Here is a 20,814-nt window from a genome sequence, read left to right on the forward strand (position 1 = left end):
ACTATCTCTTTAGGAACTTTTCTTTTTTCTTCGCCCCAGCCGGAATAGCAGGGCCAAAATGAGAGTTAGAGCGGCGATGGCGCCGACTCCGTACACGCTTACGATACCGGCACGGGTCTGAACTGCGATATTTACCGGCTCGGAGATGGCCTGTTTGGACGGCGTGGCCAACCACAAGCTGATGTTAGTTCGGTCGACGTTAGGCATGTTTGCGGTCATGGATACCGTAATGGAACCCTTTGCCGGTATGCGCACGCGCGACGGAGTGTTAAGCGTTGCTGTTTCAGATTCGTAGATGAGCGAGGCGTCGACAGGCAGCGGAAGCCCGTTTTCTGCCACGATGAGCAGCGGCGATGACTCCGAGACGCGCGTGTAAACGTTGCCAGGTGGGATCAGCGACACTGAGGAGCGCAACGTGCGCAACACCTCAGATTGCTTGCTCAGGCGGTCGTTGAAGTCACCCGACAGCGCCACAAGGAGGTCGCGGCGTAGTGGGAGCGTGAAGTCGTAGCGCGTCATCGCAATAGCCGGATCGTTGACCATGATGTTGGTCAACTCGTCCGTGTAGCGCGCCTGCTGTTCCACGCGCACGATGTCGGCGTCACTGAAAGCAGACTCGTCCTCATAGGGCGTGCCCAATGGGCGGTCGGTCTCTTCAAGTGGCAGATCCGTCACCGCACGGGGGCGCACCTTTCCGGCGTCCAACAGCTTCGTTGCTGTGTCGAGGACCTGCTCCCCTGTTTCCGGGCTCAGATAGTTCGGCAGCTTTGCCACCACGTCACCCTCGGATGCCGCCACGCTAACCGACGCCGCGCTGGTCAAGGCCTGCGAGGCCGGCGAGTCTTGCGCGAAATCATAGCGCAGGAAGGGGTTCGTGTAACCTGCGCCGGGGTTTAGCAGGGAGCCAAGAGAGGCGTCGAAAGTGGCGGCCTGACCCACCCAACCGGTGTTATTTGCTACGAGCGCCGGCCGCTTAAACTTGTGGTTTACGTACCCTGAACTGGGAAGCAGCAATGTGGACGTGGGTTTGCCCACGATGTCTTCGTAAGTGCGATTGAGCGCCTCGTAGGTGAGGAAGTCATTATTAACATGAGCTACGGCATTAATGTCCGTGTTTGCCCACGGCAGCGGCATGTGGCACTGCAGGTTTTGAAGGCGCTCGATCCAAGCCTTGGCATCGGCTGCTCCAGTACCCGGCTTGCCGCGCTGCGAAGCGTCGTCATTGAACCAGGAGTCACGTAAGCGCTTGGGGCGCTCGGCGATGGAGGGACGCGTGTCATTGACCGTGTAGCCTTCGGCCATGCGGTTTACGGTATCCACTAACGCGGGATCCAGTGCGACGCAGCCTGCGCCTTTGAGATCGTGATCGAGGTAGGAATCCAGCAGCTTATCAAGGCGGCCGCCTTCGCGCAGCTCCTCCGCCAGGTGATCATCGCTCAAGATGAGCGACTCTCCCCCGGTTTCTCCAGGCACGATGTTGATCTCCGAGGTGATCGGGTAAATCACTGTCAGTGCGTTCGGTTCTTCGGGCAGATCCGCGGCATCTTCTGTTTCAGCGCTTGGTGCTTTCTCGGCGTTGAATTCAAAGATCATCCGCTCGTCGGCGAAGCTGTTGGCTTGGCCCTCCTGCATTCCCGTCAGGGTGAACTGGAGCGGGTAGTTTCCCGGCTCCGTCATGGCCAGCGTGGGTTCCTGCCCCAGCGAGAGCGGGACCTTGAAAGTTACTTCCTTGGTCTCACCAGGATCGATTGAGCCTATGCTTTGCGACGCCCCATAATACGGGTAGGCGCCCGCCGCCAGCTCTTCCTGAGCCTGCTCGGTGGTTGACACCGCATCGTTGCGGCGGCTGTTGATCTGGAGATCCTCCACCTTGTTCTCGGTGGGATTGTGAATGCGGAAGGTCGCTTCCATGACCCCGTCTTCGGTGGCTTCAGAAAGCAGATCGAAGTCGAGGGTGCCCGGAAGTCTGGTTTGCGCTTGCGCAGGAACCGGGGCTGCTAATAGGCCTGCGAGTATCAGCGCTGAAAGCCGCTTCACCGCGGAGTCGCCTTTCCTGCGGCGGCTTCCTTTCGTGCCAAGTCCGGCAAGAGGTCATGAGCGATGCGCGCCAGCTTGCGTTCGTCGGCGTATGCGAGGTGCTCGATGAGCTCCGAGACAGGAACCCACGAAACCTCGGTGACTTCTGGATCCTCGTCGTTAAGGATGCCGTCGACAAAGCGCAGCAGGTGATGGTGCACCGTCTTGTGGATACGCACCCCATCAGAGACGAACCAGTAATCGATCATGCCCAGGTCCGCAAAGACCTTGCCGTGAATGCCGGTCTCCTCCCAGACCTCACGCTCGGCGGTGACGTGTTTATCCTCGCCGTTTTCCACGTGGCCTTTGGGCATCGACCACAGCAGGCGGCCGCGCCGGTCGAGGCGGCCGATCAGGGCTACGTAAATGCGCGAAAGATCGACGTTGTCTCCGTCGACTGCCTCAGCGAGCCCAGACACGACAAGTCCACCCGCGGAGGTCTCATCACGCGTTGTCATGCGCGTGATGGAGTTGCGCTGCGGGCGCCTTTCCGGGCGGCGGCCGCGACGCCGCCTGCGGGAGCCTTGTTCGTGCTTAGTCATCCTTGCTAATCGTAGTAGACTAACACCCGTGAATTTTCAGGACACTCAGCTAAACGGCGTTGAAACGACTCTTGCCTCGCTCAGTGGCCTCGCAGAGCAATTACGAGCTCGCGGAAACCGGCTTTACCTCGTCGGCGGTTCCGTGCGTGATGCGTTGTTGTCGCGCTTGGGCCACGATCTAGATTTCACCACCGACGCTCGCCCCGAGGTGGTCCAGGAAATCCTCGATGGATGGGCCGAGACTGTCTGGGACACAGGCATCGACTTCGGTACCGTCTCGGCTGTATATAAGGGACAGCAGATCGAGATCACCACGTTCCGCTCCGACTCCTACGACGGGGATTCCCGCAATCCGGAGGTTGTCTTCGGTGATTCCCTGGAGGGCGACCTCGTGCGTCGTGACTTTAAGGTCAATGCCATGGCCATCGAGCTCAAAGAGGATGGTTACGAATTCCATGACCCCATGGGAGGGTTGACGGATCTCAAGAACAAGATCCTCGATACCCCGGATAAGCCGGAGATCTCCTTCCACGACGATCCGCTACGCATGCTGCGCGCAGCGCGCTTTGCCTCCCAGCTGGAGTTTGACGTGGCCGAGCGCGTCAAGACCGCGATGACTGAAATGGCGGGTGAAATCCGCAGGATCACCGTCGAGCGCGTGCAGGTGGAGCTCGACAAACTCATGTTGGGCAAGACCCCGGAAACCGGCATTGAACTGCTGGTTGATACGGGAATTCTGGATCATATTTTCCCCGAGATTCCTGCCCTGCGCATGGCTCCCGACGAGCACGCGCAGCACAAAGATGTCTACGCGCACTCGCTCACGGTCTTGCGCCAGGCCATCGATCAGGAGGAGGAGCCCGACCTGATCCTGCGCTGGGCGGCGCTGCTTCACGATGTCGGTAAGCCTGACACGCGTGACACCACCGACGGCAAGGTGACCTTCCACCACCACGAAGTCGTTGGTGCGAAGTTGGTGCGCAAGCGCCTGCGGAAGCTGAAGTACCCCAAGGCCACCATCGAGGCCATCGGGCAGCTGGTGTACCTGCATATGCGCTTCCATGGCTTCGGCGAAGGTCAGTGGACCGACTCCGCTGTGCGCCGCTACGTCACCGATGCTGGTGACCTGCTCCCCCGCCTCCACAAGATCGTGCGCGCGGATTGCACCACCCGTAACGCCAAGAAGGCACGGCGCCTGCAGCGCACCTACGACCATCTTGAGGAGCGCATCGCTGAGATCGCCGCCAAGGAGGACCTCGCCCGCGTACGTCCTGACCTCGACGGTAACGAGATCATGGAGATCCTCGGGCTCAACCCAGGGCCCGAGGTGGGTCAAGCGTGGTCCTACCTCAAGGAGCTGCGCTTGGAGGAAGGACCCCTCGAGCGTGACGTTGCTATTGCGAAGCTGCGCGAGTGGTGGGAGTCTAGGTAGAACATGTATGCCGACAGACTTTTCAACGCCCTAGAGCGCAACGAACCAGGACCGGGTCAGCTGCTCGTCGCCGCGCCGGGAACGCTTTCCCCTGAGTTTGCTCGCTCCGTCATCCTTGTCATTGAGCACAATGACATGATGACCTTTGGCGTGGACCTGACCAAGCGCTCGGAGGTGGCCGTCTTTAACGTGCTGCCCGAGTGGCTGCCGGTCGTGGCCAAGCCCCAGGCCTTGTACATCGGTGGGCCGCTGAATCAGCAGTCCGTCGTGGCTCTCGGAATGACCAAACAGGGCGTTCGCATTGAGGAGCACCCGCAGCTCAACAAGCTGGCCCCGCGCCTTGTTCATGTCGATCTGCGCTCAGAACCCGAGGACATCGCTGAACTCGTCACCGGCGCGCGGCTTTTCGCCGGGTACGCCGAGTGGGGCCCTGGCCAACTCGCAGAAGAGATTGAGCGGGGCGATTGGTACGTGGCTCCCGCACTTGCTCAAGACGTCCTGACACCTGGCGCGGCGGATCTGTGGGGCGACGTGATGAAGCGTCAACCGATGCCGCTGCCTTTGTACTCCACTTACCCTGCGAACATCGACGATAACTAGTGTTCTAGTATTTCCTCATGCGCGAGGAGATACTAAAGGGCCTGAAAGATACATGGGCGGTGGCCGTGGGTCTTGTCCCACTCGGCCTCGCCTTCGGAATTTTGATTGTCCAAACCGGCTTCGCATGGTGGTGGGCACCCATTTTTTCGGTGGTGATTTACGCCGGTTCGATGGAGTTTCTCGCAATCAGCATGGTCACTGGTGGAACGAGTGCGATTACCTCGTTGGTCACCGCTTTCATGGTGAACTTCCGCCACATCTTTTATGGCCTCACGTTCCCGCGGGACAATATTAAGAGCCTCTTGGGCCGCGCCTATTCCACATATGCCCTCACGGACGAGTCTTATGCCATCGTTTCCGCCAAGCCGCGTGACGAGCGATTGTCCGGTGTCCACATTCTCACCATCCAGGTCTTTTGTCAGTTATTGTGGGTGCTCAGCGGCATCGTAGGTGCGCTGGCAGGGCAGATTATCCCGCCAAACGTAAAAGGACTCGAGTTCGCTCTCGTGGCGCTCTTCGTAGTTTTGACCATGGATTCTTTTCACAACAATAAGGACTACTCGCTGCCTTTTTCTGCTGCAGTCTGCGGCATTCTCGCCACGGTGCTCTTTCCTGGCCAGGTTCTCATGGTGGCGTTGGTGGCTTATTTCTGCTTGCTCCTCCTGCGCTACTTCTCGCCGCGTCTGGATTCTGCGATGGTGCTGCGAAAGGGTGAGCGCTAATGCCAGCCGGTGTAACCCTCTCCATGGTTGCTGCAGTCCTCATCCCGGTCTGCATCGTTACCGTGTTGCTTAGGCAGCTTCCCTATTCCTTCATCAAGGCGCTCAAGGGCAGTCAGTTTATTGGCCTGCTTGGCATGACGATGCCTGTCGGCGTTATGACAGTGCTCGTGGTCTATACGGTCTTTGGGCAAAAAGAAGCGCCCGGCGGAATCCTCGCCGCTCTGATTGGCGTGGCGATTACTGCCGGGCTGCACTGGTGGAGGAAGGACTCGGCCCTCTCCATCTTTGGCGGCACCGCTGCCTACATGGTGCTGGTTAACTTCGTATTCTAAAGTTCTCCGTAAAGAGCCACTGCTTCGCGCCACAGCGCCGCGAAGTCGTCAGCGGAAATGTGCTCTGCCGTGATGTCGGGGAAGTCGTTGTAGGTGTTGGGATGTGGTACCTGGCGCTGGGGAATGTCTGCGTTTCCCACGGCTTTGGAAGGAGTGGCTGCGCCTGCGACGGCGTCGTTTGGCGCCAGCGCAATCATGCGCAGCATGGTGCAGGTATTAACGTCAACCTCTTCCATCTCCGCGATGTGGATGGCGGAACCTACGCCGGGAACTTCCATGGTGGTGCGGACGTACATCAGAGTGCTCATGACTGCCCAGCATACCGGGCCGCGAGCCAGGAGCAGATCATGAGCTGAACCTGGTGGTAGATCATGAGTGGCAGAATCAGCAGGCCCAGCGAGGTGCTGCCGGAGGCGAAGATGACCGAGGCCATCGGTAGTCCTGTAGCGAGGGACTTCTTAGAACCACAGAATTCGATGGCAATGACGTCTGCGCGGGGGAAGCCAAGCTTGGAGCCCAGGATCCTGGTAAGCCAGAGCATAAAGGCGACCATCAAGATCGATAGGACGACTAAGAACACAATCTCCCAGATGCTGATCGAGCCCCAGATGCCATCGACTACTCCCTTGGAGAACGCGGCGTAGACCACCATTGTGATGGAGCCGCGGTCGACAATCTTCGTGCCTTTGCTTGCTGCGAAGTCCTTGACCCACTTACGGGTCAGCTGGCCGAGGATGAATGGTGCAAGCAACAGGAGGCTGATTTCGACGAAGACTGAGCTGTCGATAGAGATGCCATTTCCGGCGCCCATCAGAGCCATGACCAACAGTGGCGTCATGATGACGCCCACTAGGTTCGATGCCGACGCTGACACGATTGCGCCGGCGATGTTTCCCTTGGCCACTGACGTAAATGCCACGGAGGACTGGACGGTGGACGGCACCAAGGTGAGGTACAAGATGCCGAGGTACATGTCGTGGGAAATGAACAGCGTTAGTGGGCGCAAAGCCAAGCCGAGGATCGGGTACAGGACGAAGGTAAACGCCAAGATAGTCAGGTGTAGGCGCCAGTTCTTCAGACCGTTGAGGGCTTCTTGCGTGGACAGGCGCGCGCCGTAGAGGTAGAACAGCAACGCGATGACCACGTTGGTCAGCGAGTCAAAGACCTCAGCAAAGTGGCCGCGTGCCGGAAAGATGATCGCCACGACCACTGCGGAAATGATGAGGAGAATAAGCGGATCTATCCTCTTTAGGCGCGAAGTCATCCTCAAAGCATATCGGTAGCATAGGCCCATGACTAAACTATTTTCACCGCTTATCCTGCGTGACTTCGAGTTCCCCAACCGTGCGTGGTTACCGCCGATGTGTCAGTACCAGGCGGTAGAGGGTCTTCCGCAGGATTGGCGTTTAGTTCATTACGGCTCCCGTGCGGCCGGCGGTTTTGGCCTCATCATTGTCGAAGCTACCGCTGTATCCCCCGAAGGCAGGATCTCCCCTAATTGCGCCGGAATCTGGAATGATGAACAGCGCGACAAGTGGAAAGAGATTGTCGAGTTTTCCCACAGCCTTAACGCGCCGATCGGCATCCAGCTTGGCCACGCCGGCCGCAAGGCATCGACTCATCCGATGCTGCCTGGCTATGCCCGCGGCTCGGTCCCGCTAGAGGAGGGCGGCTGGGAAACGATAGGCCCTTCCGCGATTAGCTACCCGGGTTACACTGCCCCGCGCGAGATGAGCGCGCAGGAAATCGCTGCAACCGTCGAGCATTTTGCCGCTGCGGCGAAGCGTGCCGTTGAGGCCGGTTTCGACACCATTGAACTGCACGGTGCCCATGGCTACCTGCTACACAACTTCTTGAGTCCGTTGAGCAATCAGCGTATCGACTCCTACGGTGGCAGCTTTGAAAACCGCGTCCGCTTCCCTCTTGAGGTGGTTGATGCGGTTCGTGCTGTTATCCCTCAGGGGATGCCGTTGATCATGCGCGTTTCGGCAACTGATTGGGTTACTGGCCGTCTTGCCTGGGACGTGGAGCAAACCATCGAATTTGCCAGGCTCTTGCGGGAACATGACGTTGACTTCGTCGATGTTTCTACTGGCGGCAACGAGCACGCCGAGATCCCCGTGGGTCACGAGTATCAGGTGGAGTACGCCACGCGCGTTCGAGAGTCGGGGCTTCCAGTATCAACGGTGGGTCTCATTACCGAGGCGCAGCACGCGGAGCAGATTCTTTCAGATGATCGTGCTGATGTCATCGAGATTGGGCGTGCCGCATTGAAGGACGCCTACTGGGCACGCCACGCGGCTGAGGAACTGGGTGAGCCATTGGAGCCCCTCCCCTCCTATAGCCGTGCAAAGTAATTATGATGTTTCACGTGAAACAATGGATTCACGTGAAACACTCTCATGCTTCCGGGGCCAAAAGCTCTAGATGGTCAGCGCCGTAATTCAATAGTGTTAATTTAAAGCGCTGTTGTGGCTTAAGCAGAGACGTTCTTGACGGTGGTGCCGTCCGACTCGACGCCGTACTCGGTCAGTGGCTTGGTGCCCGGGCCGTCGATGACCGAACCGTCAGCAAGGTCATAAGACGTGAAGTGGGAAGTGCAGGTGGCGGTCATGCCATCAATCTTGGTAATCAAGCTTCCCTGGTGAGGGCAGGTTTGGGAGTATGCCTTAAACTCCCCTTCTGTTGGCTGGGCAAAGATCACTTTGTCCACCATGATCGCCGATCCCACTGGGATCTCAGTGGCGGCAATCTCTGCGCTTGGCTCCTTGCCACACGCAGCAAGGTAGGCGCCGGCGAATGTTGTTGCGGTGCCGAGGAGGAACATACGACGAGAGCACGTATTCATGTTTCTAGACTATCTCACTCTCTAAGCTATCTCACTCTTTAGACTTCTAGGTCCCAAGTGGGAACAGAGTCTGCGTTTGCTCCCCCGAGATCGTAAGACCCAACCTCGTTTCCGAGATCATCGTAAATGGCTAATGCAGAATCTTGTTTGTCGGCGCCGCTGGTGCCTACGTTGTTGATGATGGCGCCTACGGCGATCGCGGATACCGCTACTGCCGCGACGGCGAGGCTTTTGATGTTCATTTCTTTCATGTCATCCATTGTGCGCGCGAGTTCTGCGTGCGGCACGCTTCCGCGCCGTTTCCAAGCGGCTTGGTGCAATCTTCCCAGACTTTACCCAGCTTCAGATTTTCAGAATTTGATTAACGGCAGAATATCGTCACCACTGACGTAGTTTTTAACCTGTAGCGGGCCCTGCCGTTTTAGTCACTGTGTCTTTAAAATTGGGTATAAAGATAGCCCCGAAATCGAGGGCTGAAACTGTTTTTAGGCGTGGTCTGACTTTTCAGCGGCCTTGCGGAGTGCGCCGAGATCAACCTCGGGTGCCTCCGAACCACAACCACCGTCGCCGCAATTACAGCTATCGCCGCAACCCTCTTCTTCCTTGTGGGCCTCGTCCCACAGGAATGCCGCGCGGGAGCCCATGTTGGAACCGATGGAAAGGGCAAGCACCGCGATGACGAAAGTCAACGCCGGGATCGTCCACATCCAACCAGAGGCGGAGATTGCTACGATTCCACCGAAAACAAGGGAGACTCCTGCGAGTGCCCAGAACGGGCCGGCGATCGCGTGTGCATTATCCCAAGCCTCTTTGGATTTGCGGATTTCCACCAGGCGAAGTCCTACAACGCTATTGCCCGGAAGTTTTCGTGCGGTGGCCAGCCCACCGACAACGAGGAGGATAGCGGCAAGGATAAAGAAGATGATTGCGATCGCGAGCATGCCCCTTAGTTTAACCCTGAATTAGTCAGAAGAAAATCGAGGGTAGCCTGCCAAAATAATCCATCAGTTATATGTAATTTATTCACGGACTTTGGTAATATTCTGAGCGTGTCGACCAATAGAAATTTGTGGTCACACTCAGCGCACGACAATGAAAAGAAAACGATATGAACCTCAAGAGTATTACTAACTCTTTGCTCTTCAAGATCATCGTTGCGATCATCCTAGGTATCATTGCCAGCTCTTTCTTCCCGGAGTGGGCCGGCCGTCTTTTTGCCACCTTTAACGGATTGTTCAGTAACTTCCTGGGTTTCTTCATCCCAGTTTTGATCTTCGCTCTCGTCGCTCCTGCTATCGCTGGCCTTGGCCGCGGTGCCGGTAAGTGGCTTGGCATCACAGCCGGAATTGCCTATGGCTCTACTATCATTTCCGGTCTGATTGCATACGGTCTCTCGATTGCCCTCTACCCCACCCTTTTGGCGGGTCAGTCCATCAACACTAATGTCTCCGATATTGAGGAAGGCGCACTCGCTCCCTACTTCACCGTCGAGATGCCGGCGCCATTTGAGGTCATGTCGGCGTTGTTGCTTTCCTTCTGCGTTGGCGTAGCCATGACTTCGGTAAAGTCTGACAATCTCTACGCAATAACTAAGGAATTTGAGAACGTTGTAGTCAAGGTGATTTGGGGCTTCGTCATTCCGTGGTTGCCTATCTACATCTTCGGTATGTTCCTGTCGCTGGGTATGAATGGAAACCTGGGCGACGTCTTGGTTGCATTTGCAAAGGTGCTGATCCTTGCCGTCGTTATGACCATCGTTTACCTAGTCTTCCAGTACATCCTTGCTGGCATCATCTCAGGCAAGAATCCGTTTACCGCTTTGAAGAATATGGCTCCTGCGTACTTCACTGCACTGGGTACGTCATCCTCCGCGGCAACCATTCCGGTGACACTTGAGTCCTCATTAAAGAATGGTATTTCTAAGCCAGTTGCGGGCTTTGTCATCCCTCTGTGTGCCACCATCCACCTGTCCGGATCGATGATGAAGCTGACGCTTTATGCCTTCGCCATCGTCACGATGACCGATATGGATGTTTCTTTCGGCAAGGCGATGAGCTTCATTTTCTTGCTGGGCATCATGATGATTGCTGCACCGGGTGTTCCAGGTGGTGCTGTAATGGTGGCAGTTGGCCTACTGCAGGCGAACATGGGCTTCGATGAATCTCTCGTTGCTCTCATGATCGCCGCCTACATTGCAATCGACTCAGTGGGAACCGCTGCTAATGTCACCGGTGATGGTGCTATCGCCATGATTGTGGACCGCTTTGCTCGCGAGAAGATTGACGGGCTTGAGGCTGAGGCTGATGCTGAACCTGCTCGCCAAGAACTGAGCTAGACTCTTTGCTCCCGATGACCCGGTCTTACCGGGTCATTTTTTATGCCCTTTTGGGGTAGTAGAAGAACGATGAAAAAGTGGTCATGCCCCAAGCATGCCGCTGGGATATGACCACTTCTTCCTACCTGGGGAGGGTTTTCTACTTCTTGGTAGCCGCCTTCATTGATGCAACGAAGTCGGTGATTTCCTTCTTCAGCGCTTCGACATCGATGTCGGTGCCGGTTTCACGTGAAACATGCTTCTCGATGATCTTCGTAATTGCGGAGCCGGTGATGGCACCGGAAGCGCCAGCGGCGATTGCGTCAGCGACGTGCTGCGGCGTGGAGATGCCGAATCCCAGAAGGATTGGCGCGCCGCCGAAGCGCTTCACGTTAGCCACCACCTCGTCTAGGCCGCGGGTTTCGGAGGCCTTTTCGGTACCGGTGACGCCGTCACGGGAGATGGCGTAAATGTAGCCCTTGGAATTCTTGGCAACGCCCGCGAGGGTCTTCTCGCTTGCCTGTGCCGGGGCGATGAAGATGGGCTCGATGTTGGCCTTGGCTGCAGCGGCGATGAATGGGGCGCCCTCGCGCACGGGAACGTCGGGAAGCAGAATGCTGTCCGCGCCCGCATCGTGGAACTCCTGGTAGAAGTTCTCGATGCCGAGGGTGAAAGGAACGTTGCCGTAGATGAGCATGCCGATGGGCAGCTCAGGGAACTCGGCGCGGATCGTCTTGATCTGTTCAATCGCGGCGTCGACAGTAGCGCCGTTCTCCAGAGCGCGGATGTGGGAGGCCTGGATCGTGGGGCCGTCAGCTACCGGATCGGAGAAGGGAACGCCCAACTCGAGGGCGTCGGCGCCGCCGGCCACAGCCGCGCGGACGATCTCCAGGGCAACCTCCGGGGAGGGATCTCCGAGCATGATGAAGGGAACGAATGCGCCCTCGCCGGACAGGGATTCAAAAAGGTTGTCGTAGCGGCTCATTAGTTCTCCTCCTGGAGGCGTAGTTCAGGGTGTTCTTCGAGAGTGTGGCGGACGTGGTCGATGTCCTTGTCACCGCGGCCGGAAAGGGAGACGAGGATGGTGATGTCCTCGTCCTTGCGCTTGAGCGCATAGGCCAGGGCGTGAGAAGACTCGAGGGCGGGGATGATTCCCTCTTTCTTGCTCAGCAGCTGGAAGGCCTCGAGAGCCTCGGCGTCGGTGATGCCGACGTACTTGGCACGGCCGGTCTTCGACAGGTGGGCGTGCTGCGGGCCGACGCCCGGGTAATCCAGGCCTGCGGAGATGGAGTAGGACTCCTCGATTTGGCCATCAGAATTGCGCATGAGGTAGGAACGCGCGCCGTGGAGAATGCCGACCGTGCCGTTGTTGATGGTGGCGCCATGCTTACCGGAATCGAGGCCTTCGCCACCGGGCTCCGCGCCGACAAGCTCGACTCCCTCGTCTTCAATGAAATCAGCGAACATGCCGATGGCGTTAGAGCCGCCGCCCACGCAGGCGACGACGAGGTCTGGCAGCTTGCCAGTCCGCTCGATCATCTGCGCCTTGGCCTCTTCGGAGATGACCTTGTGGAACTCGCGCACGATGGTCGGGAACGGGTGGGGGCCCGCTGCGGTACCGAGGAGGTAGTGAGACTCATGGAAGGTAGCGGTCCAGTCACGCAGTGCTTCGTTCACAGCGTCCTTGAGGGTGCCGGAGCCGGAGTCAACGGGTACAACCTTGGCGCCCATCAGCTCCATTCGATAGACATTGGGCTGCTGGCGCTCTACGTCCTTCGCGCCCATGTAAATGACACAATCAAGGTCAAGTAGCGCACACGCGAGGGCGGTGGCGGTGCCGTGCTGGCCCGCGCCGGTTTCCGCAATAATGCGGGTCTTGCCCATGCGCTTGGCCAGCAAAGCCTGACCGATAACTTGGTTGGTCTTGTGTGCGCCGCCGTGGACGAGGTCTTCGCGCTTGAGGAAGATGCGTGCCTTACCTCCCAGCTTGGTTGCCTCGGTCAGTGGGGTGGGACGTCCGAGGTAATCCTTCAGGTAGCCCGCGAGCTCCTTGCGGAATTCAGGATCGTTTTGCGCGTCCACGAATGCCTTTTCGAGCTGATCAAGCGCTGGAATTAGGGATTCCGGAACGAACTGTCCGCCGAATTCACCGAAGTAGGCCGGGAGCAGGGTTTCCCTGGTTTCTTGTGTATCAGTCATGGTGTTTCCTCTTAGGTTGGGAGGTGGATATTAGTACTGGTTGTGGTAGTTCCGGATGGTGCTGAACGCCCTGGCGATGAGGCCAGAATCCTTACCGCGTGGTGTCTCGAGACCAGAATTCAGATCTAATCCGATCGTACCTACGGCGAGGGCCTGCTCGAGGTTGGTGAGATTCAAACCTCCCGCCAACAGGGCGGGAATCCCAGCGGGGACTGTTGACCAGTCGAAGGTCTCCCCCGTACCGCCGGAACCGGTGTCGAGGACCAAGAGATCCGCGACGTCGGCAAGCGCTGCAACCAACTCTGGGGCGTGAGGTGCCGTCATATCGATGGCACGCCAGACGTGGTTGGAATGCTTGCTGGCCTCTTCGATGAGAGCACGCTCGGTCTCAACGCTCCCCTGGTATGGCGCGTGGAGCTGGATGGCGTGGATGCCGTCGAGAGCGAGTTCTTCAAAGTTGGAGGTGCGGCGGGAGACGGCAACGTAGAGCAGGTCCGGCTCATGGGCGATGATATTTTGCGCAGTTTCACGTGAAACATTACGCGGAGAGGCTTCCTCGAAAATGAGCCCGCCGTACACGGCGCCGGCGGCACGTGCTGCTTGAGCAGCGGTCCACGACGTTAGTCCGCAGACTTTATTGTCGCCGTAGACCAAGCGGCGGGCGGCGAGATCGATGTCGGGCTGACTTGTTAGTTGGGAGCCCACAAGGAAGGCGTTGGCGTGGCCGCCGATGCGACGCACCGTCTGGTTGTCGCGGATGCCAGATTCGGAGACCACGATCTTGCCCTCCGGAATGTACTCGGCGAGCTGCCCTGAGCGCGTCAGGTCGATGCTGAGATCGTGCAGATTGCGGTTGTTAATACCGATGATATCTACGCCAAAGGCAACCGCGCGGTCGACCTCTTCCTTGGTGATCGCCTCGGTGAGGACATCCAGGCCAAGCGAATCGGCCAGGGCCTTGAGTTCGGCGTAGGTCTCATCATCGACGATCGACATCATCAACAGGATGGCATCGGCACCGTAGTAGCGCGCCGCGTAGACCTGAATCGGATCGATGATGAAGTCCTTGCACAGAACCGGTAGGTGCGTCGACATTGCGACGGTCTGCAAGTGGTCATAGTCGCCGCCGAACCTGTCCGGCTCGCAGAGCACCGAGATGGCAGAGGCATAACGCGAATAGATGCGCGCAATGTTGCCCGGCTCGTAGTGCTCGCGGATAAGACCGAGCGAAGGCGAGGAGGACTTACACTCCATGATGAAGCGGTTGGTGCCCTTGAGGGCGTCGTAAAGCGAACGCTCCGATTTGGGCAGCGCCTGAAGGTCGACGTGTGCGATGCGCTCACGAATGTCAGGGATGTGTGTGCGGCGCTTGGCGACGATCCCTTCCAGCACCGTTGGCAGACTAGCCATAGTTGGCCTCCTCGTGGGTACGCAGCCATTGCGCCACCTGGCCGGAGTCGATGACTTCCTTGGCGTGCGTCACGCCTGCGGCGATGGACTCGGCCTTGCCGCAGAGGTAGAACATGGCGCCCGCGGTGGCCACGATGGCGTCGTAATGCGCAGGACTGCCCTCCCCTGCGAAGACCTTGCGGATGAGCGCGGCGTTCTCGGCGCCATTGCCGCCCTCGAGCTCCGCGAGCTCGTGACGTGCGATACCGAGCTCCTCCGGGGTGATGTCATATTCCTTAATCTCACCGTCGTTGAGTTCCCACACGTGAGTGGTTCCGTGGACAGCAATCTCGTCGGTGCCCGCGCCATGGACCACGAGCGCGCGGGTGCGGCCGAGCTCCTTGAATACCTCAGCGATGAGTTGGCCCTGCGTCGGATTCGCGATGCCCATGATCTGGAATTCCGGGCGGCCCGGAGAAAGCAGTGGGCCGAGGGTGTTAAAGATGGTGGGGATGCCTAGCGCCTTGCGCACTGGTTGCACGTGGGCCACCGCAGGGTTGTAGGCGGGTGCGAATAAGAAGGTGAAGTTCGAGGCCTCGAATTGCTTCACGGCGCGCTGTGGATTGAGGTCGAGCGGAATGTTCATGGCTTCGAGTACGTCCGCGGAACCCGATTTGGAGGAGACTGAACGGTTGCCGTGCTTGATCATCTTCACGCCGTCGGACGCAGCGACTAGCGACGCCGCCGTGGTGATGTTGATGGTATTCGCGCCGTCGCCGCCCGTTCCGGCGGTGTCCATGAGGCCCTCCCCCGTCACCGGGAAGGGGCGGCCAGCGGTGAGAAAGGCATGGGCTGCGCCGGCGACGTCGGCGAAGGTCTCGCCACGGGTGCGGATATGGGTGAGAAGCGCTGCGACGTGGATGTCGTCATATTCGCCGATGGTTAACGGGGTGAAGACCTCGATGGCCTGCTCCACCGTGGGTTCGGTGATATCCAGGTAACCCTGGAGGGCCTTGAGTGCATTCTTATTTTCCATTTACTTGGTCTCTCCTTTAATTGATTTCAGCGATAAATTCTCGATGCAACGTTCCAACATGATTGGACCCTTCGGGCTCAACACGGACTCCGGGTGGAACTGCACGCCGAATGCCATTCCATCGTTAGTCTCGGCCGCCATCACTACGTCACCGATCTGCGTCTCCGTGGTCGCCAAGGCCCGCATTCCGGCGGGAATCTGCGTGCAACCCAAGGAGTGGTAGCGGGCCACTGGAACCTGCGTGCCCACATAGTTCGGGTTGTCTGGCTCGGAGTCCACGGTAAGGCCGGTGAAGATCGGGTGCTGGGCGCCTTCTTCGGTTAGCGTCATCGCCACCGACTTGCCGTGTACCGGGCCGCAAGGCTCGACGGTTCCGCCGTGGTGATCCAGCAGCGCCTGAAAGCCGAGGCAGATGCCGAAAAGCGGGATCTTGCCGAGAGCGTGGTCGATGAGCTCCATCATGCAACCGGCATCGCGCGGGTGGCCGGGGCCTGGGGACAGGCAGATGATGTCCGGCATTGCGGCCAGAATCTCCTCGACGGAGACGGTGTTGCGGAAGATGGTGGTCTTGTAGCCAGCGAGTGCGTCCACGAGGTTGTAGACAAAGGAGTCGTGGTTATCAATGAGCACTACGTGCGGAGAATGGGTCATCGGACAACCTCCAATTGGGCGTTGTGCGCCAGAGCGATGGCGTGCAGGACTGCGTAGGCCTTGTGCAAGGTTTCATCTGCTTCAGCTTGGGGGACGGAATCACGGACTACGCCGGCACCTGCCTGGACCACGGCTTGGCCGTTCTTCACGTAGGCGGAGCGGATGACGATGCAGTTATCCATAGAGCCGTCGCCCTTGAGGTAACCCACTGCCCCGCCGTAGGAACCGCGCCGGGTTCCCTCGGTCTCGCGTACGAGTTCCATTGCCCGTAGCTTCGGTGCGCCGGTGAGTGTTCCCATGTTCATGCAGGCGCGGTATGCGTCGAGGGCGTCGTAGTCTTCGTGAAGAGTGGCGGTTACACGCGAAACCAAGTGCATGACGCGCGAGTAACGGTCCACCTGGAGTAGCTCCGCGACCTTGCGGGTCTGCGGTACGGCCACGCGGGCAAGGTCGTTGCGGGCGAGGTCCACAAGCATGGTGTGCTCGGCGACTTCCTTGTTGTTGGTACGCATCTCGAGTTCGTTGCGGATGTCGAGCTCATGGTTGATGCTGCCGTCTGGGTTGAGCCCGCGCGGGCGCGTACCGGCGATGGGATAAAGCTGTACCTCGCGGGTGGAGGCATTAAACTTCAGGTTCGACTCCGGGGAGGCACCGAAGAGTTCGTAGTCCGCACCGCGCACGTAGAACATGTACGGCGAGGGGTTGGTCTCGCGGAGCTGACGGTAGGCGGCGAATGCATCGGGGCAATCGAGCGAAAATGCGCGCGCGGGCACCACCTGGTAGATGTCCCCCGCAGTCACGTTATTTTGTAACTGTGACACAATGGCGCGGAACTCGGAGTCGGGCATCGAAGCTTTCGCGATGAGTCGATAGCGGCTTGGAGTGGGCTCCAGTTCTTGTGCCTCGATGGATGCGAGCTCTGCCAAGCTTGACGACGCCGCTTCCTCGCTCAGATCGACCGCATGCAACGCGGCGGTCTCCGTGGCGTGGTCGATGGTCAGTAGCGTCTGCGCGACGACGAACTCATAATCCGGATAATCGTTCGGCCCCTCCCCTACGGCGGGCAGTTTCTCGAAGCTCTCGAGATAGTCATAAGCAAAGCCGCCGCCGACGAATGGAAGTGCTCCATCCGGAGTGGAGTAACCAGCGTCTAATTGAAGGGCTCGGAGAACAGCGGCCGTCGATACATCGCGGAGGCGCTCGCGCTCGTCGCTCTTGGAGGAAAGACTAAATACAAAATCTTCGCCATCAAAGTGCTCGCCGAGCTGATCTTTGAGTCGCGCCATCATTGTCTCGCCGACTTCAGTTAGTGGCGTGGCTGTGACGCGCTGGCCCCGGCAGGTGACTTTCAGCGCGGCCTGGAGAACGGCGATGCAGTTGAGGTTCTTCTTGGACTCGATGTCGGCGGCCTCAAGGAGGAGGCTATCCTTCGACTGCGCGAGCCGGTGGAAAAGCAGCGACGCATCCTGCTCATAAGGTATCGCTTGGGAGGCGGTGTGGAAGACCGTTCCGGCGGTAGGGGTTGGTGGCATTAGTGGTGCCCTTTCGCGGCTAAATGTTGTCTATGGCTTCTTGAGTTTTGAAGCTTTAGATTCGCGCCGCGTGCGCCGTGGTGGCTATAAAACCACGAAAGGCCCGCATAGCGCGAGCCTAAATCTTCTGGTTTCGAGTGAACTGGCCCGCAGTTACGCGCGCCACCACCAGTTCTGGGATGTGTTGGTCAGAAGTTGCATGAAACACACCATAGCATGAGTGTGTGCTATGTGTGTGGTTTCGCGCACATTTTATGCACAGGCAAAATGAGTGCTCCTATGTATGATTGTGACCATGGACACGCTTGAAACCAAACTCGCACCACTTCAGGAACAGTACTCGGAACAACTAACCAAGCGCCGTGAGGAAGCGGCGGAGACCTTCAGGCGTTTCATGGAAGTTCACGGCGACGATGAGAAGCTGAAGCAGCACAAGACATGGCAAGCGCCATATGTCGACGCTTTCGCCCGTGAGGTCGCTCCGAAGCTCAGCGTCGATGAGGTTGAACTCGTGCTCGGCCAATCGCTGGTGGAATACCACGGCAGCGATTGGCTCGTGGTTGGCGAGAACGATGGCGAGCCAGTCTTCGGCATCTTCGATCCGGCCCGCCATAGCGCTGTCCTTCCCCGCACCTACGCCCGCGAAGTCGTGGAAGGTAATTCTCTCAAGTTCTTCGGCCTCCACTGGGTCCAGGTCTGGGACTTTGAGCCGGATGCTCCGGAATATTCTCCGGGCAAGTCCATAGCGGTGATGGAACAAATCATATTGAGTGCCGCTTTCTATCGCGCGCTGGAGCATCAAGAAGAATCTTCCCAAGAGGTTCTAACTCACGTTCTTGAGGAACTCGATGCTTCCGATCTTCGCGATAGGGTTGCGGAGCTAAACCGCCAGCCGCTCGAGGAACGCTTGGAAGAGCTCTTGGCTACGCACTCATATTGTCTTCAAACTTAAGCCCCGCGCTGTGTTTCACGTGAAACACTACGCGGGGCCTTGTTTGTGGCTGTTATTTAGAGCCGTTGCTTACTTGGTTGGCAACAGTGCCTTGTCGAAGTACGCCTCGACACCGGCGGCGTCGTCAAGCGGCAGAACTGCGCCCACGTACTGGTCCGGGCGGACGATGACGACCGCACCCTCGCGGGAGATACCGCGGGCCTCGAAGATGTCCTCCTCTGGGGAAAGCGCGTTGAAGACGTTCTCCCAGTTTGGGATGTTGAATTTGCCGTTCAAGGGGCGGAACAGACGCGGAGCGTCGAGAATCTCGTAGTCGTGGTGGTTGGTCTGCTGGTAGATGGCCTTGATATCAAAGTAGGTGTTCTCATCAGCGCCTTCCGGGTTGAACTTAGCGATAATCTCTTGCATCTGCTCGGCCCAGGCGGTGAGCTTGGATTCCGCGCCGGCCTTCGGGGCGTCGGCAAAAGCGTAGATGCGGTAGCGTCCGTCGGCGAAGTGCTGGTGGCCGAGGTGAAGCTTGAAGGCATCGCAGCGGCGGAGCACCTCGAAGGACTTGAAACGCTTGCCCACGGGGAAGCCAGTAGCCAGATCCTGGTGCTGGGTGTCACCGACGATGATGTTCTCTTCGTACTGCGTCATCATGCCGGCAGCGAACTCTTCGGCAGCAACGTAGTACTTCTCTACTGCCTCCGGATCATCGAGCTCTTCGGTTGGGGTGGCCATAAGCGTGGACCACTCGCGGTCGAAGTTGATGAGGTTCTGGGCGGCCGGCTGGCGCTCACCGTGGTAGGTGCACAGCAGCTCCTTTGGCGCGCGGCCGTCGAGGACGTGGCCGAGCTTCCAGCCAATGTTAAAGCCGTCCTGCATGGAGACGTTCATGCCCTGGCCAGCCTTGGCGGAGTGGGTGTGGCAAGCGTCGCCGGTGAGGAAGACGCGTGGGGTGTCATTGTTGTCGTCGAAATCGTCGACCAAGCGGTGTCCCACCTCGTAAACGGAGTGCCACGCCACCATCTTCACGTCGATGAAGTACGGCGAGTAGATTTCGTTGGCCTTCTCAATGATCTTCTCGATTGGGGTCTCGCGAACCTTGCCGTTGTCGCCCTCTGGAACAACGCCGAGGTCGACGTAGACGCGGCAGAGGTAGCCGCCCTCACGCGGGATGTGAAGAATGGAGCCAGCCTTGGAGTGGATTGCACACTTGGTGCGCCAGTCAGGGAAGTCGGTGTCGACGACCACGTCCATAACGCCCCATGCGTGATTGGCCTGGTCACCCTTCAGGGAGCGGCTGATGGACTTGCGGACGCGGGACTTTGCGCCGTCACAGCCGATGACGTATTTGGCGTGGACAGTACGTGGGTTGCCGTTCTCATCCTCCAAGTGGGCGGCGACGGGGTACTCCCCCTCCCCGACCTCAAGCTCGATGAACTTCCAGCCGTAGTCCGGCTTGATGCGCGCCGGGGCACGGTGTGCGAAGCGGGCGAAGTAGTCGAGGACGCGTGCCTGGTTCACGATGAGGTGCGGAAACTCGGAGATGCCAAACTCATCATCGATTGGGCGAGCACCGCGCTTGATGTGCTCGTGGTTTTCGGGATCCGGATTCCAGAAGGACATCTCGGTGATTTCGTAAGCCTCTTCGGTGATTTCCTTAGCAAAGCCGAATGCCTGGAAGGTCTCCACGGAGCGGGACTGGATGCCGTCTGCCTGGCCCAAGATGAGGCGGTGTGGACGACGTTCGATAATGCGGGTGTTGACGTTGGGGAACATCGCCAACTGTGCAGCTGCGATCATGCCTGCCGGGCCGGAGCCGACGATGAGGACGTCCATGGTGTCTGGGAGCTCAGATGGACGATCTACGCCGTATCCTGCTGGTTCAAGGACGCGTGGGTCTTGGGAAACATAACCGTTGTGGTGGAACTGCACTGTGGTCTCCTTACTAACCGAGATGAGGAGGGGGTGGGAGGAACCCCCGCGGTGTGTGAGGTTTTGGTGGGACTGATGGTGACCCACTTCAATGAGTCATATATGTGTGATCCAAGTCCTATGTGCCGAATCATATATGATGGCACGAAATTGCACAATCACTCTTAAGAGTTTTCTGGGTTTGTGCGTGTGCGCTTTGAGGGGTGCAAAAATCCCGCCAGTTTCTCCCACTTTGCCGGGTAGGAGAAACTGGCGACTAAGTCTGTGAG

The 20,814-nt window shown here is 58.4% G+C and carries 20 protein-coding genes and 1 pseudogene; 7 read left to right on the forward strand and 14 right to left on the reverse strand.

Features of this window, described 5'->3' with window-relative positions:
• Positions 1-9: 9 nt before the first annotated feature.
• The gene (locus I6I72_RS07330; protein WP_049064441.1) at positions 10-2,037 is read right to left on the reverse strand and encodes a DUF6049 family protein; all 2,028 of its coding nucleotides are present in this window, start codon (positions 2,035-2,037) and stop codon (positions 10-12) included.
• Positions 2,034-2,600 (reverse strand): annotated as a pseudogene (locus I6I72_RS07335) (NUDIX hydrolase); the annotation flags it as partial. The gene I6I72_RS07330 and the pseudogene I6I72_RS07335, both read right to left, overlap by 4 nt.
• Positions 2,601-2,646: 46 nt before the next feature.
• Between I6I72_RS07335 and I6I72_RS07340 the strand changes: the two are divergent.
• The 4 genes from I6I72_RS07340 to I6I72_RS07355 are packed head-to-tail and all read left to right on the forward strand — an operon-like array spanning position 2,647 to position 5,704.
• Entirely contained in the window at positions 2,647-4,050 is a 1,404-nt protein-coding gene (locus tag I6I72_RS07340; RefSeq protein ID WP_049160481.1) for a CCA tRNA nucleotidyltransferase, read from the forward strand.
• 3 nt (positions 4,051-4,053) lie between these two features.
• On the forward strand, positions 4,054-4,650 hold the full coding sequence (locus tag I6I72_RS07345) for a YqgE/AlgH family protein (RefSeq protein ID WP_005530727.1): 597 nt from the start codon (positions 4,054-4,056) through the stop codon (positions 4,648-4,650).
• 17 nt (positions 4,651-4,667) lie between these two features.
• Positions 4,668-5,372: an AzlC family ABC transporter permease gene (locus I6I72_RS07350; protein ID WP_049160485.1), complete on the forward strand. Its 705-nt coding sequence runs from the start codon at positions 4,668-4,670 to the stop codon at positions 5,370-5,372.
• Positions 5,372-5,704 (forward strand): branched-chain amino acid transporter permease, encoded by a 333-nt coding sequence (locus I6I72_RS07355; RefSeq protein WP_005530729.1) that lies wholly within the window; start codon positions 5,372-5,374, stop codon positions 5,702-5,704. The genes I6I72_RS07350 and I6I72_RS07355 overlap by 1 nt, the downstream gene beginning before the upstream one ends.
• Here the strand turns inward: I6I72_RS07355 and I6I72_RS07360 are convergent.
• Together I6I72_RS07360 and I6I72_RS07365 are read right to left on the reverse strand one after the other, a co-directional pair.
• Positions 5,701-6,012, reverse strand: a complete 312-nt coding sequence (locus tag I6I72_RS07360; protein WP_049146217.1) for a hypothetical protein — start codon at positions 6,010-6,012, stop codon at positions 5,701-5,703. The two genes, I6I72_RS07355 and I6I72_RS07360, sit on opposite strands and share 4 nt — an antisense overlap.
• Positions 6,009-6,968 carry a bile acid:sodium symporter family protein gene (locus I6I72_RS07365; protein WP_049160488.1) on the reverse strand — a complete coding sequence of 320 codons (960 nt, stop codon included), beginning with the start codon at positions 6,966-6,968 and terminating at the stop codon, positions 6,009-6,011. The genes I6I72_RS07360 and I6I72_RS07365 overlap by 4 nt, the downstream gene beginning before the upstream one ends.
• A 28-nt stretch (positions 6,969-6,996) precedes the next feature.
• Here I6I72_RS07365 and I6I72_RS07370 point away from each other — a divergent pair, with 28 nt between their 5' ends.
• Entirely contained in the window at positions 6,997-8,061 is a 1,065-nt protein-coding gene (locus I6I72_RS07370) for an NADH:flavin oxidoreductase/NADH oxidase (protein ID WP_201806525.1), read from the forward strand.
• A gap of 119 nt (positions 8,062-8,180) precedes the next feature.
• On the opposite strand, the gene I6I72_RS07375 is transcribed toward I6I72_RS07370, so the two are convergent.
• From I6I72_RS07375 to I6I72_RS07385, 3 genes are all read right to left on the reverse strand, one after another.
• Positions 8,181-8,552: a Rieske (2Fe-2S) protein gene (locus I6I72_RS07375; protein ID WP_049160493.1), complete on the reverse strand. Its 372-nt coding sequence runs from the start codon at positions 8,550-8,552 to the stop codon at positions 8,181-8,183.
• 38 nt (positions 8,553-8,590) lie between these two features.
• Complete coding sequence (locus I6I72_RS07380) at positions 8,591-8,803, reverse strand: hypothetical protein (protein ID WP_115340962.1); 213 nt, start codon at positions 8,801-8,803, stop codon at positions 8,591-8,593.
• 234 nt (positions 8,804-9,037) lie between these two features.
• Positions 9,038-9,493, reverse strand: a complete 456-nt coding sequence (locus I6I72_RS07385) for an SdpI family protein (protein WP_005530735.1) — start codon at positions 9,491-9,493, stop codon at positions 9,038-9,040.
• Positions 9,494-9,660: 167 nt separating this feature from the next.
• Here I6I72_RS07385 and I6I72_RS07390 point away from each other — a divergent pair, with 167 nt between their 5' ends.
• Positions 9,661-10,887, forward strand: a complete 1,227-nt coding sequence (locus tag I6I72_RS07390; protein WP_049160498.1) for a dicarboxylate/amino acid:cation symporter — start codon at positions 9,661-9,663, stop codon at positions 10,885-10,887.
• Between the two features lie 139 nt (positions 10,888-11,026).
• Here I6I72_RS07390 and trpA read toward each other — a convergent pair whose 3' ends face one another.
• Genes trpA through I6I72_RS07420 form a run of 6 tightly spaced genes read right to left on the reverse strand, consistent with a single transcriptional unit; the run spans position 11,027 to position 17,673 of the window.
• On the reverse strand, positions 11,027-11,851 hold the full coding sequence (trpA, locus tag I6I72_RS07395) for a tryptophan synthase subunit alpha (RefSeq protein ID WP_049160501.1): 825 nt from the start codon (positions 11,849-11,851) through the stop codon (positions 11,027-11,029).
• The gene (gene trpB / locus I6I72_RS07400) at positions 11,851-13,065 is read right to left on the reverse strand and encodes a tryptophan synthase subunit beta (protein WP_049063676.1); all 1,215 of its coding nucleotides are present in this window, start codon (positions 13,063-13,065) and stop codon (positions 11,851-11,853) included. The genes trpA and trpB overlap by 1 nt, the downstream gene beginning before the upstream one ends.
• A gap of 30 nt (positions 13,066-13,095) precedes the next feature.
• Positions 13,096-14,475: a bifunctional indole-3-glycerol-phosphate synthase TrpC/phosphoribosylanthranilate isomerase TrpF gene (gene trpCF, locus I6I72_RS07405; RefSeq protein WP_049146197.1), complete on the reverse strand. Its 1,380-nt coding sequence runs from the start codon at positions 14,473-14,475 to the stop codon at positions 13,096-13,098.
• Positions 14,468-15,490 carry an anthranilate phosphoribosyltransferase gene (trpD, locus tag I6I72_RS07410; RefSeq protein ID WP_005530747.1) on the reverse strand — a complete coding sequence of 341 codons (1,023 nt, stop codon included), beginning with the start codon at positions 15,488-15,490 and terminating at the stop codon, positions 14,468-14,470. Before trpD ends, trpCF begins: the two co-directional genes overlap by 8 nt.
• Entirely contained in the window at positions 15,491-16,141 is a 651-nt protein-coding gene (locus I6I72_RS07415; RefSeq protein WP_049063671.1) for an anthranilate synthase component II, read from the reverse strand.
• A complete protein-coding gene (locus I6I72_RS07420) occupies positions 16,138-17,673 on the reverse strand; it encodes an anthranilate synthase component 1 (protein ID WP_049063669.1) in 1,536 nt (511 codons plus the stop codon). The genes I6I72_RS07415 and I6I72_RS07420 overlap by 4 nt, the downstream gene beginning before the upstream one ends.
• A 295-nt stretch (positions 17,674-17,968) precedes the next feature.
• Here I6I72_RS07420 and I6I72_RS07425 point away from each other — a divergent pair, with 295 nt between their 5' ends.
• A complete protein-coding gene (locus I6I72_RS07425; RefSeq protein ID WP_201806528.1) occupies positions 17,969-18,625 on the forward strand; it encodes a hypothetical protein in 657 nt (218 codons plus the stop codon).
• 69 nt (positions 18,626-18,694) lie between these two features.
• Here I6I72_RS07425 and I6I72_RS07430 read toward each other — a convergent pair whose 3' ends face one another.
• A complete protein-coding gene (locus tag I6I72_RS07430) occupies positions 18,695-20,545 on the reverse strand; it encodes an FAD-dependent monooxygenase (RefSeq protein WP_100086718.1) in 1,851 nt (616 codons plus the stop codon).
• Between the last annotated feature and the right edge of the window lie 269 nt (positions 20,546-20,814).

Source organism: Corynebacterium striatum (genome assembly GCF_016728105.1).
In the GTDB taxonomy this organism is placed as follows: Bacteria; Actinomycetota; Actinomycetes; order Mycobacteriales; family Mycobacteriaceae; genus Corynebacterium; species Corynebacterium striatum.